This is a genomic window from Amycolatopsis sp. AA4, from assembly GCF_002796545.1.
Classification (GTDB): domain Bacteria; phylum Actinomycetota; class Actinomycetes; order Mycobacteriales; family Pseudonocardiaceae; genus Amycolatopsis.
In genome coordinates this window covers 540,346-555,610 of sequence record NZ_CP024894.1, presented here as the reverse complement: position 1 = coordinate 555,610, position 15,265 = coordinate 540,346, and the positions used below count along the sequence as shown (strand labels likewise).

Annotated in this window: 18 protein-coding genes; 6 read left to right on the top strand and 12 right to left on the bottom strand. The window is 67.9% G+C overall.

All coding sequences use genetic code 11. The features are described 5' to 3' along the window. Positions 1-221 precede the first annotated feature (221 nt). Positions 222-1,127, top strand: a complete 906-nt coding sequence (locus CU254_RS02795; RefSeq protein ID WP_199785772.1) for a hypothetical protein — start codon at positions 222-224, stop codon at positions 1,125-1,127. A 73-nt stretch (positions 1,128-1,200) separates the two neighbouring features. On the opposite strand, the gene CU254_RS02790 is transcribed toward CU254_RS02795, so the two are convergent. Together CU254_RS02790 and CU254_RS02785 are read right to left on the bottom strand one after the other, a co-directional pair. After that, the gene (locus tag CU254_RS02790) at positions 1,201-2,583 is read right to left on the bottom strand and encodes a S8 family serine peptidase (RefSeq protein WP_009072543.1); all 1,383 of its coding nucleotides are present in this window, start codon (positions 2,581-2,583) and stop codon (positions 1,201-1,203) included. Between the two features lie 78 nt (positions 2,584-2,661). Then, positions 2,662-2,916 (bottom strand): SCO4848 family membrane protein, encoded by a 255-nt coding sequence (locus CU254_RS02785; protein ID WP_009072540.1) that lies wholly within the window; start codon positions 2,914-2,916, stop codon positions 2,662-2,664. A 42-nt stretch (positions 2,917-2,958) separates the two neighbouring features. Here CU254_RS02785 and CU254_RS02780 point away from each other — a divergent pair, with 42 nt between their 5' ends. Next, positions 2,959-4,188 carry a D-alanyl-D-alanine carboxypeptidase family protein gene (locus CU254_RS02780; RefSeq protein ID WP_009072538.1) on the top strand — a complete coding sequence of 410 codons (1,230 nt, stop codon included), beginning with the start codon at positions 2,959-2,961 and terminating at the stop codon, positions 4,186-4,188. Positions 4,189-4,244: 56 nt separating this feature from the next. Here the strand turns inward: CU254_RS02780 and yhjD are convergent, their stop codons facing one another. The 6 genes from yhjD to CU254_RS02745 all read right to left on the bottom strand — a co-directional run bounded on the left by yhjD (position 4,245) and on the right by CU254_RS02745 (position 9,250). After that, the gene (yhjD, locus tag CU254_RS02775; protein WP_009072536.1) at positions 4,245-5,258 is read right to left on the bottom strand and encodes an inner membrane protein YhjD; all 1,014 of its coding nucleotides are present in this window, start codon (positions 5,256-5,258) and stop codon (positions 4,245-4,247) included. A gap of 54 nt (positions 5,259-5,312) precedes the next feature. After that, a complete protein-coding gene (locus tag CU254_RS02770; RefSeq protein ID WP_037712340.1) occupies positions 5,313-6,026 on the bottom strand; it encodes a hypothetical protein in 714 nt (237 codons plus the stop codon). Next, on the bottom strand, positions 6,023-6,253 hold the full coding sequence (locus CU254_RS02765) for a hypothetical protein (RefSeq protein WP_037712337.1): 231 nt from the start codon (positions 6,251-6,253) through the stop codon (positions 6,023-6,025). The genes CU254_RS02770 and CU254_RS02765 overlap by 4 nt, the downstream gene beginning before the upstream one ends. A 44-nt stretch (positions 6,254-6,297) precedes the next feature. After that, positions 6,298-7,317: a tryptophan--tRNA ligase gene (gene trpS / locus CU254_RS02760; protein ID WP_009072532.1), complete on the bottom strand. Its 1,020-nt coding sequence runs from the start codon at positions 7,315-7,317 to the stop codon at positions 6,298-6,300. A 321-nt stretch (positions 7,318-7,638) separates the two neighbouring features. Beyond that, positions 7,639-7,926, bottom strand: coding sequence for a hypothetical protein (locus CU254_RS43890; protein ID WP_199785771.1), 288 nt, complete (start codon positions 7,924-7,926; stop codon positions 7,639-7,641). Between the two features lie 508 nt (positions 7,927-8,434). Then, positions 8,435-9,250 carry an exodeoxyribonuclease III gene (locus tag CU254_RS02745; RefSeq protein ID WP_037716488.1) on the bottom strand — a complete coding sequence of 272 codons (816 nt, stop codon included), beginning with the start codon at positions 9,248-9,250 and terminating at the stop codon, positions 8,435-8,437. A gap of 64 nt (positions 9,251-9,314) precedes the next feature. Between CU254_RS02745 and CU254_RS02740 the strand changes: the two genes are divergently transcribed. Further along, complete coding sequence (locus CU254_RS02740) at positions 9,315-10,046, top strand: MBL fold metallo-hydrolase (protein ID WP_037712332.1); 732 nt, start codon at positions 9,315-9,317, stop codon at positions 10,044-10,046. A 714-nt stretch (positions 10,047-10,760) separates the two neighbouring features. On the opposite strand, the gene CU254_RS02735 is transcribed toward CU254_RS02740, so the two are convergent. Beyond that, a complete protein-coding gene (locus CU254_RS02735; RefSeq protein WP_199785769.1) occupies positions 10,761-11,042 on the bottom strand; it encodes an SH3 domain-containing protein in 282 nt (93 codons plus the stop codon). Between the two features lie 219 nt (positions 11,043-11,261). Further along, a complete protein-coding gene (locus CU254_RS02730) occupies positions 11,262-12,485 on the bottom strand; it encodes an NADP-dependent isocitrate dehydrogenase (protein WP_009072524.1) in 1,224 nt (407 codons plus the stop codon). Between the two features lie 233 nt (positions 12,486-12,718). Here CU254_RS02730 and CU254_RS02725 point away from each other — a divergent pair, with 233 nt between their 5' ends. The 3 genes from CU254_RS02725 to CU254_RS02715 are packed head-to-tail and all read left to right on the top strand — an operon-like array spanning position 12,719 to position 14,227. Further along, entirely contained in the window at positions 12,719-13,195 is a 477-nt protein-coding gene (locus CU254_RS02725) for a hypothetical protein (protein ID WP_199785768.1), read from the top strand. A gap of 37 nt (positions 13,196-13,232) precedes the next feature. After that, positions 13,233-13,598 (top strand): DUF2203 domain-containing protein, encoded by a 366-nt coding sequence (locus CU254_RS02720; RefSeq protein ID WP_037712331.1) that lies wholly within the window; start codon positions 13,233-13,235, stop codon positions 13,596-13,598. A gap of 29 nt (positions 13,599-13,627) precedes the next feature. Continuing rightward, a complete protein-coding gene (locus CU254_RS02715; RefSeq protein WP_009072517.1) occupies positions 13,628-14,227 on the top strand; it encodes a class I SAM-dependent methyltransferase in 600 nt (199 codons plus the stop codon). Here CU254_RS02715 and CU254_RS02710 read toward each other — a convergent pair. Further along, positions 14,224-14,739 carry a hypothetical protein gene (locus CU254_RS02710; RefSeq protein WP_009072515.1) on the bottom strand — a complete coding sequence of 172 codons (516 nt, stop codon included), beginning with the start codon at positions 14,737-14,739 and terminating at the stop codon, positions 14,224-14,226. The two genes, CU254_RS02715 and CU254_RS02710, sit on opposite strands and share 4 nt — an antisense overlap. Positions 14,740-14,807: 68 nt before the next feature. Continuing rightward, entirely contained in the window at positions 14,808-15,221 is a 414-nt protein-coding gene (locus CU254_RS02705; protein ID WP_037716484.1) for a DUF2000 domain-containing protein, read from the bottom strand. Positions 15,222-15,265 lie beyond the last annotated feature (44 nt).

Genomic DNA, 15,265 nt, shown 5'->3' with positions numbered 1-15,265 from the left:
GGTCCGTGAAGGGCTCCTTGAGGGAATTAGATTCCCTCAAGGAGCCCTTCACGTCTTTTAGCCCAGGTATCCACAAGTCTTGGGGTTGTTCACAGGTCGGCGCTGGACAGCCTTCCAACGCTGGCAACTGCGGCAGCATTGGTGAGATGCAGAGACAAGGCCGCTGGGCGAAGGGACCCGACGTACTCTCCCGGCACAGCACTAACCAAGTGATCCGAGCGATGACGCTGGAATCACTGGACATGAACAGCAAGGTCATCTATCGAAGATGCTTGCCTGGAGGCCCGTGGCGACGGCTGTTGCCCGGGATCATCCTCCTGCACAACAACGATCCGACACCGGACCAACTCGTGCACGCCGCCCTGCTTTACGCAGGTACTGCCGCGGTCGTCACGGGCGAAGAAGCATGCCGCCGATACGGGCTGCGCCTAGCCGTTTCCGCCGCGAGCGAGCAGCGGATTCACGTGCTGATCCCTCATCATCTCAAGAGGACCAGCTCCGACTTTGTCATCATCGAACGCACAAAACGTCTGCCTCGACCTTGGTTGCGCGCGGGTGTACCGCTTGCTCCGCTGGTCAGGGCGACAACGGATTTCGTTCGCCGAAATCGGACAGCCAACATCATCGGGCAAGCGCTGATCGAAGCAGTCCAACGAGGAGGATGCACCCCGCAGGCGCTCGCGGAAGAACTGGACCGCGGTACCAAACGCGGCACAGCACTTCCTCGCCGACTCCTCGCCGAATGGGCAAACGCCAGGTCTGTCGCCGAAGCCGAAGCGCAGAAACTGACTAGGACCCTCCCACACCCGCCGACTCACCAGAATGAAGCGCTGTACGACAGTGCCGGCAGCTATGCCGGCCGTCCGGACTTCTGGTGGGATGACGTGGGACTGGCCTGGGAAATCGATTCTCTGGATTTCCACTTCCGTTCAGCCGACTACGCGCAAACGTTGCGACGGAATACTCGCTACGCCTCGCTCGGGGTCGCAGTCGTCCAAACACTGCCGTCCAGGCTTCGCACCGAGCCGAATGCCGTCCTGGATGAACTGCGCGCCGCCTACGCTGCCGCACGTACTCGCCCTCGCCCACCAGTCTCCCTAGGCAAACCACCTGCGATGCCCGCCTAGCTTTGAAGTCCGTGAAGGGCTCCTTGAGGGAATTAGATTCCCTCAAGGAGCCCTTCACGGACGTAGGGCTGGGTCAGTGAACCGCGTCCAGAGCGTTGACTAGGCCACGCCCGTAGTACGAGTTGTTCTGCTTCGGCCCTTCACACGCCGACGCATCGCAAGCCACCGGATCCGCTTCCGCGGTAAGCAAAGCCGTCAAAGCCCGCGGCGGTGCGTTCCGATGCGTAGAAGCCAGCAAGGCCGCGACCCCGGCCGCGTGCGGCGAAGCCATCGAAGTACCGCACTTAGTGCCGTAAGCGCCGTTGAAAATCGTCGACAGCGGGCATCCCGCGCCTTGTCCGGCAGGCGGCTTCTGCCCCGAATCCCCACCCGGCGCGGTGACCGTGACTGAGCCGTAGTTGGAGTAGTAAGCCTTCGTACCCGCGTAACCAACCGCGGACACCGTCACGACCCCGTCGATCGCCTTCGGCAGGATGCCGCACGAAGAGTCGATCTTGTGTGGACGGTTCGGATCCACGGTCTGCGTACGAACGTCGAAGCCCGAGTTGCCCGCCGCAGCGATGTTGAGAGTTCCGCGCTGCGTCGAGTAAGTCACGGCCCGCCGTACGGCCTCGTACGCGGCAGCGTCGCCCGCTTCGTTGCGGCAGTAGAACATACCGGGGTCGATGTAGTAGCTGTTGTTCGTCACCTGGAAACCGTGCTGTGCGGCCCAGACAAAGCCACAGACCGCCGCCTCCGGGAAGATGTAACCGTCGTCGTTCACGACCTTCACCGAAGCCAACCGCACGCCCGGCGCGATGCCGGTGAAGCCGCGCGCCGGATCCTTGCCCGCGATGGTGCCGGCGACGTGCGTGCCGTGGTCGGAGTTCGTCGGGGTCCACGCGGAGGCGTCCGGCGCGCCGGTGACGCAGCCGGTGGAAGACTGCGCGTCCACCGCGTGCGCGAGCGCGGGGTGTTTGGCGTCGATGCCGGAATCCAGCACGCCGACGGTGACCGACCGCGAGCCAGGGTTGATCTTGTTCGCTTCCGGAGCGTGGATGGCGCGCATGTCCCACTGCTGAGTCGACAAATCGTCACCGACGGCGACGCTCTCCGTCTGCTCCAGCATGCCGATCGCCGAGCGCAGTCCGGCGCGGGCGGCGGCCTTCGCGGCGACGTCCTTGCCGCCCGAGTACGCCCGCTTCACGCCGAGCCGGTCGGCGAAGTCCGCGTTGCGCGAACTGGCGACCGCGACTCCGATCTCCGGGTAGTACGCGATCCGCTTGCCGCACTTGGCGGTCAGCTCCGCGTCGACCGAACGCTGGTTCTCGCCCGGTTGGTACAGCACGACGTAGCTGTACTGCTTGCTGGTGGTGTCACACGACGGCGCGGGCGCGGCGGACGCCGGCACGGCCACCGCACCGGCAGCGACCCCGGCTGCCGCGAGCGGGACGAGCAAACGACGTAAACGGGACATTTAGCCTCCATGGTCGGTCGCCCGAAACTAAGCCAGCCCGGACGCGCCGCGCCACCGACCAAAGGACTCATCCCCGCATCAGGTGTTCGCGCGGTCCCGGGAAGCCCCCGACGTCGCCCGGATGCCGCGCCAGCCGAGCACCCCGATGGCGGTACCGAGCACGAACGAGACCACCGTCAGGATCGCGTGCACGATGAAGTACCCCGTCGGGGAACCGTCGGCCGCCCACGACTGGTTGCTGGCCCACAGATTCTTCGCGAACGTGATCCAGATGATCCAGGACCAGATGCCGAAAGCGAACAAGGCCATCGCTGTACCTCGTGAAATGCGCATGTCTCGAGTATGCCGCCGGGCCATCGGCGCTAGATTGCGTGGGTGCACCCCGCTTTCGCCCGGTCGCTGCGAGCATTCGCCGCGACACTCGCCGCAGCCCTCGTAGCCCTTGCCGCGCCCGTCGCCCTCGCCGCGCCGGCGCTGGCGGAGCAATGCACCGACCACGCCGCGCCGCCGCCCCCGGTGGACACCTCGGAGAAGCCGAAGCCGGGCCAGTTCGTCCCGCCGCCGCTTCCGGTGCCCGCGCAGCCGGTCGGCGGCGACCGGCTGGGCGCCTGCGGCCCGATCCTCCCGCCCGGCGCGCCCCCGTTGCCCGCGGGCGACACCTCGGCGTCGTGGGTGCTGCAGGATCTCGACACCGGCGCGGTCGTCGCGGCGAAGGACCCGCACGCGCGGGAGCGGCCGGCGTCGCTGATCAAGACGCTGCTGGCGCTGGTGGTGGTCACCGAGCTGAAGCCGGAGCAGGTGATCGTCCCGACGAAGGAGGACGCCGAGCAGGAGTGCACCTGCGTCGGCATCACCGCGGGCGGGCACTACACGGTGGACCAGCTGCTGCACGGCCTGCTGATGCACTCGGGCAACGACGTGGCGCACGCCTTCGCGACCGCGCTGGGCGGCGTCGACGCGGCGGTCGTCAAGATGAACGCGCTCGCCGCCCGCATCGGCGCGACGGACACCCGCGCGGCGACCCCCTCCGGCCTCGACGGACCGGGCATGTCCACCTCGGCGTACGACCTGAGCCTGGTCTTCCACTACGCGATGAAGCAGCCGGAGTTCGCCAAGGTGGTGGCGACGAAGAATTTCACGATCCCGGCCGTCGACGGGAAGCCGCCGATCCCGGTGTTCAACGACAACAAGCTGCTCGGCGTGTATCCCGGTTTCCTCGGCGGGAAAACGGGCTTCACGGACGACGCGCGGCACACGTACGTCGGCGGCGCGGAACGCGACGGCCACCGCCTCGCGATCGTGATGATGCGGGCCGAACAGCGCCCGACGAAGGTGGTCGACCAGGCGGCGAAACTGCTCGACTACGGCTTCGCGCTGGAGAAGAGCGGCGCGCAGCCGGTCGGTCAGATCGCGTATCAGCCGCTGTCCGCCGACGCCGCCCCGATGTCCGACAAGGGCGTCACTCCCGCGGGAGCGACGACCGCGGCGGCGGAAAAGCCGGACCCGTTCGGAACGACCGGCTGGATCCTGACGGTCGTGGTGCTGCTCGTCATCGTGGCCGGATTCGTCCTCAGCCATCAGCGGAAGCGCAACGTCCGCGCGTAGCTCCCCACGAAAAAGGGCCTCCTCGATCCGCTCGAGGAGGCCCTTTTTTCGGGTGGTCAGCCCTTTCGCCTGCCTAGCCAGGCCAGCAACGCGCCAGCGCTGAACGCGCCCGCCACCGAGCCGATCCCGAGCCCGTGCTGCACCGTCACCCGCGGCTCCAGCACCACCGGAGCGGGCGGCTGCACGACGCGGCGCTGGTTCTCCCGCGCGGTCGCCGTCCAGGCCGTCACCAGCAGCAGGAACCGCGACACCAGGTTCGCGAACACCAGCAACCCGATCACCGGCCCGAAGATCGCCGCCGACGGCGACTTCGTGACGCTCGCCAGGTAAACCGTCGCGACCTGCTGCAAGACCACGAATCCGACCGCGGCGATGAGCGCGCCCTTGACCGCGCTCCGCAGCGCGACGTGCTCCCGCGGCAGCCGGGCGATCACCCACAGGAAGACCAGCGCGTTGGCGATCAGGCTGAGCACGATCGTCGCGACGTGCAGCAGGAACTTCGCCCAGCCCTGGCCTTCCAGCCCGACGAGCTTCAGCAGCAGTTCGCCGAGCCCGCTGCCCGCCGCGGTGATCGCGAACGACACGACCAGCGCCAGCCCGAGCCCGAGCAGCGACAGCAGGTCCTTGATCGTCCTGCTGACGAACGGTTCGGTCTTCTTCTCCTGGCCCCACTGCGCGGTGAGCGCGTCGCGGAGGTTGGCCATCCAGCCGACGCCGGAGTAGGCCGCCAGCAGCAGCCCGAAGATCCCGATGCCGCTGCCGGACTTCAGCGCGGCGTCGGTGATCTGCTTGACCAGGCCGCGCAGCCCCTCCGGCACCGAACTGTCGATCCCGTGCGTGAGCTGATCGATCACCGCGGCGTTGTGCCCGAGCACCATGCCGACGATCGCGAACGCCACCATGAAGATCGGGAACACCGACAGCACGCTGAAGTAGGTGATCGCCGCCGCGTAATGGTTGCCGTAGTTTTCGTTGAAGGAATCGTTGGCGCGGATCAGGTGATCCAGCCACGGGTACTTCCGCCGCAGCCGGGGCAGCAGCTTTTCCTTGTCACCGGTCTCTTTCGCCACCGGAAAACGCTAACCACGCCAACCGGGCCCCGCAACGCGAGCGTGCCCGCGCCGTTACTGCTCGTGGAAGGCGGAGACCATTTTCTGCGCGGCGGGCACCAGCAGCCGGGTCGCGTCCGCGCCGCTGATGCCCTCCGGCGCGGCGTTGTGGTCGGCGAGGTAGAGCTTGAACACGAAGCGGCCCTTGCGGAACAGCACCTCGCCGTGAGTCTGGCCCTTGCTGCGCACCTGTCCCTCGTCCGCGACCTGGGCGGGCGCGGACTGCCCGTCGTTCGGCGCGGATCCGAGATAGCCCTTCGCCGCGTCCTCGCTGAGGAAGCTGATCGCGGCGAGGTGCAGTGCGCGCCGGTCGATGCCGTTGTCGTGGCCGGTGCCGCGCTCGCAGTCGATCTGCACGTAGTTGTGCTTGGTGCTGCTGGTCATGATCATGTCGCCGACCGCGGTGGCAGGGGTTTCGGCGACCATCGGCGAGGCGTCGGTGCCGATCGCCGGGGCCACCGCGTCGGGCGTGAGCATCGGACAGGGCTGCGCGACCGATTTCGGGAAGGCCGCGCTGTCGTACCCGATGACGTTCGCCCCGGCCGGCGCGCTCATCTGCTTCGCGAAGTTCTCCGCGAACTTCTTGCCGAGGTCCTGCAGCTTGCTCGCGTTTTTGTCCGCTTTCAGGTCGAAGTCGAAGTCGACCAGCGCGTCTCCCAGGACCAGCACGGCGTCGCCGGAAGCGTCCGACGGGCTCTCCGTCTTGCGGCGCTTCGAAAAGATCTTCACCGGATGACCGGCTTGCCGCCGATCTGCACCGCTTGCGGGTTCGCCTTTTCCTTGATCGGAGCGGGGTCCGGATACTGCGAGTTCGCATAACCCGGCCGCTGCACGGTCTCGCCGTCGCCGTTCGGGTCTTTCGCCTTCTCGTTGTCCGAGCCGGACATCCCGCCGCACGACGCGACCAGCACCAGCGTCGCGACACCGAGCGGCCACAACCCAGTTTTGAACTTCACGTTATTCCATCCCCCCGGACTGGAATGCCGCTGAAGACACCCGCTCAGCTGGCGGGCAGGAACCCGACCCGCTCGTACACCGACGCGAGCGTCGCCGACGCGACCTCGCGCGCCCGCTGTGCCCCCGCGGCGAGGATCCGGTCCAGCTCGGCCACATCGTCCAAATAGGACTGGACGCTCTCCTGCAGCGGCGTGACCCAGTCGACCAGCACCTCGGCGAGGTCCTTCTTGAGATCGCCGTAACCCTTGCCCTCGTACGCGGTCTCGAGGTCGGCGATCGTGCGGTCGGTCAGCGCGGAGTAGATCGTGAGCAGGTTGGAGACGCCGGCCTTCTCCTCGCGGTCGAACCGGACCTCGCGGCCGGTGTCGGTGACCGCGGAGCGGATCTTCTTCGCCGAGCGCTTCGGGTCTTCCAGCAGTTCGATGAGCCCGTTGCCGGTCGACGCCGACTTGCTCATTTTCGCCGTCGGTTCCTGCAGGTCGTAGATCTTCGCGGTGTCCTTGACGATGAACGGCTCCGGCATGACGAACGTCTTGCCGAACCGGCTGTTGAACCGCTGCGCGAGGTTGCGGGTCAGCTCGAGGTGCTGCCGCTGGTCCTCGCCGACCGGCACCGCGTTCGTCTGGTACAGCAGGATGTCCGCGGCCATCAGCACCGGGTAGGTGAACAGGCCGACGCTCGCGTGGTCGCTGCCCTGTTTGGCGGCCTTGTCCTTGAACTGGGTCATCCGGCCGGCCTCGCCGAAGCCGGTCTGGCATTCGAGCACCCAGCTCAGCTGCGCGTGCTCGGGCACGTGGCTCTGCACGAACAGCGCGCTGCGCGCCGGGTCGACCCCGATGGCGAGCAGCTGCGCGGCCGAACGCCGCGTCCGCTCCAGCAACACCTTGGGGTCCTGCTCGACGGTGATCGCGTGCAGATCGACGACGCAGTAGAAGGTCTCGTGGGTGTCCTGCAGCCGCACCCACTGGCGCAGGGCGCCGAGGTAGTTGCCGAGGTGGAAGGAGTCGGCAGTGGGCTGAATCCCGGAAAGCACCCGCAGGCGACCGTTCTGTTCGTCAGACACGCCCGGGATTCTTTCAGGCTGCGGAGGAGGCGCTGCCGCGGCCCCGGCGGTTCGCGGAACGGAGACGTTTCGGCGGCCTTCGACCGGGTATCTGCTTCCGGAGCGGAGCTGCCGACGAAGCGTTGCCGGAGGTATTCAGGGGTGGAAACGGCCGGTCAGACAGCCGGGGTGCTGCGGGCCTTCGGCACCGAAGCCGGGCTCGCCTGGCGTTCCGGAGCCGCGCAAGTTCCCGGAGAACCGTTGCCGGAGGCATCCGAGGGGTGGAAACGGCCTTTCGGACACCGGGGCCAGGCGTTGCGGACGATTCCCGGTGCCGGATGACTAGGACTGTCGCAGGTTCAGCGCGGCCGGGGCCGGTTCGAGCGGCCGGGTCGGCTCCTCTTCGAGAACCCCGGCGGCCGCCACCGCGTCGAGCGTCTTCGCGCGGGCCTTGCGCCGCTGCCGGACGACGCCCAGCGCCATCCCGATGACGCCGAAGCCCACCGCGACCAGCCCGACCGGTCCGAGCATTCCGAACCCGGTGGACGTCGTTTCCGCCCGGACGACGCTGTCGTCCGCGAACGCCGTCGCACCCGTCCCGACCGCCGTGAGCAGGACCGTCGCCAGCACTGCCAGGATCCGCCCGCCCGCCAGCGCCAGGGAACGGCTTCCATTCCGCGCCGCGTCGCGAACCGGAGCCGGCTCGGCCGCCCTCGTCCCGGACGTCCCCGATGGGGTGACGGACGAGCGAAGCGCTGGACGGCCAAGAGCCAGCGTGGACCGTGTCACGAACCGGCCTGCGTTGCGCACCGGAGTGCCTCCCGCGAGGTGACTGTTCTGCGTGAGCGTCTCACCCGTACGGATGAGTTCTCGACGTGCTACTGGTCAGAAAACTACCGAGCGTGTCAAGTCCTGTCGGATCTGATCAACTCGGCTGCCGAGGCTAGCGCCCACTCGGGGAGTAACCGAGGCCACCCCTGCCGTCTCGGTGTCGTCGGTGGTCAGCGCCGTGCGCCGCTCGCGGAACCACGCACAGTGTCCTCGGCCCACGCCGAACCGGACAGAATCCCCCTGCGGAACAAACCCGAACTACCCTCAGCAGATTTTCATCTGCCAGTCACCAGCGGGACAACCCGGCTCAGCCCGGGAACGGCACGTCGTACGTCGCGGTGACCGGCGCGTGGTCCGACCAGCGCTGGTCGTAGGACTCGGCCCGTTCGACCACCACCGACTTCACCTTCTCCGCCAGGCCGGGCGTCGCCAGCTGGCAGTCGATGCGCCAGCCCGAGTCGTTGTCGAACGCCTTGCCCCGGTACGACCACCACGTGTACGGGCCCGGACCTTCCGGGTCGAGCCGACGCTGGACGTCGGTGTAGCCCGCCTCGTAGACGCGGCCCATCCACTCGCGTTCCTCGGGCAGGAAGCCGGAGTTCTTCTGGTTGCCGCGCCAGTTCTTGAGGTCGACGGTGTCGTAGGCGATGTTCCAGTCGCCCACCACGACGACCTCGCGACCCTCCGCGGCCGACTTCGCGCGCAGCTCGACCAGGTACGGCAGGAACGCGTCCATGAAGCGCTCCTTCTCGTCCTGCCGCTCGGTGCCGACGTCGCCGCTCGGCAGGTACAGGCTCGCCACCACCACACCGGGCAGGTGCATTTCCAGGTACCGCCCGCTGTCCTCGAACTCGGGCTCGCCGAACCCGGTGCGCACCTCGTCCGGCTCGACGCGGCTGTACAGCGAGACGCCGTTGCGCCCCTTCACGACCGAAGGCGCGTGCGCGGCGAACCACCCCTCCGGCGCGACGACGGACGCGGGCAGCTGCGCGGCCTCGGCCCGCACTTCCTGACACGCGACGACATCCGCCTCAGTGGCGGCCAGCCACTCGACGAAGCCCTTCTTGACGGCGGCCCGGAGGCCATTGACGTTGACAGTGGAGACGATTAGCACCCCGCGCACGCTACCCGCCGGGTCCGACAATTTTCCGCGCACCGCAGGTCCGGCGCGGTCCAGAATGACCGCCATGCCTCGCTTGACTGTTCTCGGCAGCTGCGGCGCCTGGCCGGAGGCCGGCCGCGCCTGCGCCGGATTCCTGCTGTCCCACCAGGATTTCCACGTCGTACTCGACCTCGGCTACGGTGCCGCGCCGCAGCTCTTCCGGCACGTCCCCGCCGACCGCCTCGACGCGGTCGTCGTGACCCACGAGCACCCCGACCACCTCGCGGACGTCAGCGCACTCGGCCGCGCCCGCCACTACACGACCGACCGCAAGCTCCCGATGTACTGCACTCCCGGCACCGTGGACCGCCTCGCGGCGATGGAGCCCAGTCCGGCCCCTGAGGAAATTTTCGACCTCCACGACCTCGACCCGGAGACCGACCTCGGCCCGTTCCGCCTCACCACCGCGCTCCTGCCGCACCACGTGCCGAATTACGGAGTCCGGCTCACCACATCCGGTTACACCCTCGCCTACACCGGCGACACCGAACCCGCTCCGCACCTGACGGACCTGGCCCGCGACGCCGACGTCCTTCTCTGCGAAGCGACCTGGCAAGGTGCGCCACCGGACGGTCCGCGCTACCTGATGACCGCCGCGGAAGCAGGTCGACTCGCCGCCGCGGCGAACGTCCGGACGCTGGTGCTCACACATTTCTGGCCGGGTTCCGACCGAGCGGTTTCGGTGGCCGAAGCCCGCGCCGAGTTCGCCGGGGAAGTGCTGGCCGCGGAAGAAGGACTCATGCTGAATCACGCATAATCGCGAGTTCCGCACAGCAAACGCGATCAACGTTCACACTGAACGCATTCACCCCGGCACTATCCGGCACAAAAGAGCAAACCGAACCGGCGCAACTGTCGCAAGGGCATCCGGCAATCGCGAACGCACCGAGCCGAAAAACGTCCGCTTGACGACCGACACCTGCGTAGCGCTCGCGGAGGTGCCCGAGCAGCGTGACGTGCGGCCATTCACAGCCGGACGGACGCATCGACTCAACCAACCGGCGGCATTCCCGGTTGGACAACTGAACTCCGTCCCACCACTCGGGACAACCGCGAACAATCACCGAAGCCGTCCGCCCCCGGCACAGCACGAGCCAGGCAAACCACACGTCGCAGCAAACTCGGCAAGCCAGCGAACCCGAACGCGGCAACAGACTCCGCACGACCGCACCGGCCGCTCAGCACCTCAGCCAAACACCAGCGAACCAGGCTCAGCACGAGCCCAAGCGAACCAGACGTCACAGCAAACCCAGCACCCACGCGAACCCAAGCGCGGCAACAGACTCCGCGCAACCGCACCGCCCGCTCAGCACCTCAACCAAGCACCACCACGAACCAGGCCCAGCACGAGCCCAAGCGAACCAGACGTCACAGCAAACCCAGCACCCACGCGAACCCAAGCGCGGCAACAGACTCCGCTCGACCGCACCGCCCGCTCAGCACCTCAGCCAAGCACCAGCACGAACCAGGCTCAGCACTTCGACCCGGCAACCGGCGTCACGAAGCTGTCCGCGACCCACTTCCCGTCGGCAATCTTCCGGAACCCGTTCTGCACCACGGGTTGCGCGTCGAATTCCGCGCCGCGCAAGTACTTCCCGACGACTTTCCCGTTTCCCGCGGCGGTTTCCCGCGCGTTGAGCACGTCGGCGGTCACCGAGACCTTGCAGCCGGTCGGGGACCCCTGCGCGTCGGCCTGGCCTTTCTGGCCGAACGCGTAGATGACCACGACCGCGGCGACGACTCCGATAATCATCAGTGTCTTCTTGGGCAAACCCAGAATCACGGCCGCTCCTCAGTCGCGAAAAACCCCTCGTCCAGAGTAGGGATTCCGCGCGCGCCCGGACAGGTTCTCGCCGCCATTCCACCCGGAGGTGCCAATCCGGTCACCGGCACAACACGAAGAGTGACAAACAAGAGAAGGGCACCTCGGAAGACTCCTCCGAGGTGCCCTTCTCGATCAGCTAAGAAAAGATCAGCCCTGCGCGATCTTCTTGGCCAGGTTCTCGTCCAGCGTCGCGAGGAACTCCTCGGTCGTCTGCCATTCCTGGTCCTTGCCGACCAGCAGCGCGAGGTCCTTGGTCATCTTGCCGCCCTCGACGGTGTCGACCACGACCTGCTCCAGCTTGTTCGCGAAGCCGATCAGCTCGGAGTTGCCGTCCAGCTTGCCGCGGTGCTCGAGGCCGCGGGTCCACGCGTAGATCGAGGCGATCGGGTTCGTGGAGGTCGGCTTGCCCTGCTGGTGCTGGCGGTAGTGCCGGGTGACCGTGCCGTGCGCGGCCTCGGCCTCGACGGTCTTGCCGTCCGGCGTGCGCAGCACCGAGGTCATCAGGCCGAGCGAACCGAAGCCCTGCGCGACGGTGTCGGACTGGACGTCGCCGTCGTAGTTCTTGCACGCCCAGACGTAGCCGCCCTCCCACTTGAGCGACGCGGCGACCATGTCGTCGATCAGCCGGTGCTCGTAGGTGATGCCCTTGGCGTCGAAGTCGGCCTTGAACTCGGTCTCGAAGATCTCCTGGAACACGTCCTTGAACATGCCGTCGTAGGCCTTGAGGATGGTGTTCTTGGTCGACAGGTAGACCGGGTACTCGCGGTCGAGGCCGTACTGCAGCGACGCGCGCGCGAAGTCCTCGATCGACTTGCGGAAGTTGAACATCCCCATCGCGACGCCGCCGCCCTCGGGGAAGTTCGCGACCTGGAACTCCATCGGCTCGGAGCCGTCTTCGGGGGTGTAGGTCATGGTCAGGGTGCCCGGGCCGGGAACCTTGAAGTTGGTGGCCTTGTACTGGTCGCCGTGCGCGTGCCGGCCGATGATGATCGGCTTGGTCCAGCCGGGTACCAGCCGGGGCACGTTCCGCATGACGATCGGCTCGCGGAAGATCACGCCGCCGAGGATGTTGCGGATGGTGCCGTTCGGGGACACCCACATCTTCTTGAGGCCGAACTCCTCCACGCGCGCCTCGTCGGGCGTGATCGTGGCGCACTTGACGCCGACGCCGTGCTGCTTGATGGCGTTGGCGGCGTCGATCGTGATCTGGTCGTCGGTGCGGTCCCGCTCCTCGATGCCCAGGTCGTAGTAGTCCAGGTTGACGTCCAGGTACGGGTGGATCAGCTTGTCCTTGATGAACTGCCAGATGATGCGGGTCATCTCGTCGCCGTCGAGTTCGACAACGGTGCCCTGGACCTTGATCTTGGCCATGAGCAGCGGTGCTCCTTCCGCGGATCTTCGCGTTCTCTTCTTCGCTCTCCGATAGCGGTACAAGCGTACTGCTTAACAGAGCTGGATGGTTCCAGAAGTGGTCGGAATCAAGTCTCTACCACCCTTGACCGCGCCTTCCGACCGGGCACGATCCGGCCCGCCCCGGTGTGAGGGGAACCGGACGAGTCCGGCGCTCATCCCATCGCGGAACCACAGCCTGGGAGGTCACTGTCATGTCGTACCCCGCGCCCTATTCCGCCCAACCGGCCATGCCCGTTCAGCCGGACAGCCGCGCCGTCGCGCGCGTGCTGGGCGGGCTGTCCGGCCTCGTGCTCACGCCGATCGCGATCGGAGTGCTGGCTTTCGGCGGCTTCCGCCAGCAGTCGAAGGTCGCGGCGACCTTTGCCGAACACGGCGACAGCCTCGGCACGACGCTGCTGGTGATCGGCGCGCTGCTCCTGGTCGGGGTGGCCGCGCTCGGCGCGTGGTCGTCGGCCGGGCCGGTCGTCGGAGGGCTGGTCTGGGGCGTGCTGCCCGGGGTGGTCACGCTCGTGTCGCCGCGGACCGGTTACGACCTGCTGCGCCTGCTGCCGGGCGACGAGGTGGCGGCCGGATTCGGCGGCTGGCTGGTTTCCGGCGCGCTGCTCGGCACCGGATTCCTGCTGGTCGGCACGGGATTGGCGACGACGCTCGCGCGTCGGCGCAGGTAGCGGCGGACCGGCGCGGGCCCGGTGAGAGTATTTGCAGATGGGATTGTTCACCGTAGCCGAGGCCCGAGCCGAACTCGCCCGGTTGCTTCCCGTGCTCGCCGAGCTGATCCGGGTCCGCGCCGACGCCGCCGAACTCGCCGCGTCGCTGCGCCCGGGCGGACGGGACACCAGCCTCGGCGGCCTGCCGGAATGGAAGGCCGCGCAGGCCAGGCTGGACGACCTGATGACCGCGATCCAGGCGACCGGGGCCGAGCTGAAGGGGTTCGCCCCGCTGCTGGTGGACTTCCCGTCCTCGCTCGACGGCGACGACGTGCTGTTGTGCTGGCTCGAAGGCGACCGCGAACTGTCCTGGTACCACCGGGCCGACCTCGGTTTCGCCGGCCGTCGCCGCTTGCCCGGATAATCACTGGTCACCCGCACTACGGTGGCTGGGTGAGCACTCTTTTCGACGCCGACGCGGCGGGATACGACGAGGACACCTTCCACCCGTATGTGGCCGAGCAGCTGATCGGCGGCCTGGCCCCGAAACCCGGCCTGCTGGTCGACGTCGCCGCGGGCACCGGCGCGGCCTCCTTCGCGGCACTGCGCCTGGAACCGGCCGCGGTGTTCGCGATCGACCTCTCCCCCGCGATGATCGAGATCGCCCGCGCGAAAGCCGCCGACCGCGACCCGGACGGCCGGATCACGTGGCAGGTCGGCTCCGCGGTCCCGCTGCCGATCGGCGACGGCGAGGCGGACGCGGTCGTCTGCGCGTCCGCACTGCACTTCCTGGGCCCAGCCGCCTTGGCCGACTGGCGGCGAGTGCTCCGCCCGGGCGGGCAGCTGGCGTTCAGCATCGTGTCGTCGGAACGCTTCAAGCCGACCGGCAAATTCGCCGACGTGATCCCGCGAGACCTGCGCGTCCCGGGCACCCTGGAAGAAGCCGCCGCGCTGGCCACTGACGCGGGCTTCAGCTCAGCGACGGCCCAGCACGTGACCCTCGATCAGGGCGACCGGGTACGGCAGGTGTTCGCGGTTTTCGCGGAGGCTTAAGCCACCCGGTGGTAGTGCGCCTCGCCGCGGGTGGCCGCGGCGGAGGTGCAGTGCAGGACGAAGGTGACGTCGAGGTCGGTCACCGCTCCGTCGGCCGCGCGGACCAGGCGGGAGACGGTGAAGTCGGCGGTCGCTCCCGGGGCCGCGCAGGCGCTCCCGGGCTCTGCGCGGGTCCCGCGGAACGCGATGAAGCTGGGCGTGGCGAGCTGGGGCGAATTCGGCGCTCGGACGGCGGCGTTCGAGTAAGTCCCCGCGTGCAACTGCTGTCCGGCAGGAGCGCTGAGTTCGAGCCGGGCCCAGTCCCAGCCGTCGGGTGTCTCGGCGTTCACCTTCACCGCGTCGCCGTACTCCCAGGCCGTGACCTCGTCGGCAGTCCACGAAGCGCGGCCCTGGAATGGGTACGCGCCTTCGTCCGAGGTGTAGCCGAACCCGACTGTCGGGTCCGCGTGCGCGGTCGAGGCCGTCCCGAACGCCATGCCGGCCGCAGCGACGACCGCCAAGATTCTTCGCATGATTTCCCCTCCCCTGGATTGCTTGCGATCTTGGCAGGGTTCCTTGCGGAGCGGGGAAAATACTCCGTTCAGCCGTGCAGCCGAGCCCCCTTGAGGATCTTGTCCATCGCGTTCTTCGGCCCGTGCACCGCCATCCCCGCCAAGGCCAGTTTCTCCGTCGGCACCGCGCGCACCGCCGCGCGATTGTCGACGTCATTGCCGGTCTGGAACAGGTCGTCGGTGAAGATCGAGAACCGCAGACCCCGCGAGAGAGCGCGGCTGTGCGCCAGCGCGAGCGTCTCCGCGGTGCCCGCGAACACGAGTACCGGCTGGCGGAACATCGGCAGGTACTCGGTGTCGTCGGCGTCGAGGTAGGGCTCGCCGATCAGTTCCGGCGTCGTGTGGGCCACGCCGCTCACCAGGAACGCCGTGACGTTCAGCCGTTGCCACGAGGCCAGGTCGTCCCGCAGCAGCACGGCGATCTTCGTGTCGAATCGGTTCATGCGGGACAGCATCGGCTCGGCGTCGCGAGTGGGTCTTGTACGTT

Coding starts and splice junctions, on each gene's coding strand:
- CU254_RS02795 (WP_199785772.1), top strand. CDS start 222: ATGACGCTGGAATCACTGGACATGAACAGCAAGGTCATCTATCGAAGA.
- CU254_RS02790 (WP_009072543.1), bottom strand. CDS start 2,583: ATGTCCCGTTTACGTCGTTTGCTCGTCCCGCTCGCGGCAGCCGGGGTC.
- CU254_RS02785 (WP_009072540.1), bottom strand. CDS start 2,916: ATGCGCATTTCACGAGGTACAGCGATGGCCTTGTTCGCTTTCGGCATC.
- CU254_RS02740 (WP_037712332.1), top strand. CDS start 9,315: ATGCCTCGCTTGACTGTTCTCGGCAGCTGCGGCGCCTGGCCGGAGGCC.
- CU254_RS02735 (WP_199785769.1), bottom strand. CDS start 11,042: ATGATTATCGGAGTCGTCGCCGCGGTCGTGGTCATCTACGCGTTCGGC.
- CU254_RS02730 (WP_009072524.1), bottom strand. CDS start 12,485: ATGGCCAAGATCAAGGTCCAGGGCACCGTTGTCGAACTCGACGGCGAC.
- CU254_RS02725 (WP_199785768.1), top strand. CDS start 12,719: ATGTCGTACCCCGCGCCCTATTCCGCCCAACCGGCCATGCCCGTTCAG.
- CU254_RS02720 (WP_037712331.1), top strand. CDS start 13,233: ATGGGATTGTTCACCGTAGCCGAGGCCCGAGCCGAACTCGCCCGGTTG.
- CU254_RS02710 (WP_009072515.1), bottom strand. CDS start 14,739: ATGCGAAGAATCTTGGCGGTCGTCGCTGCGGCCGGCATGGCGTTCGGG.
- CU254_RS02705 (WP_037716484.1), bottom strand. CDS start 15,221: ATGAACCGATTCGACACGAAGATCGCCGTGCTGCTGCGGGACGACCTG.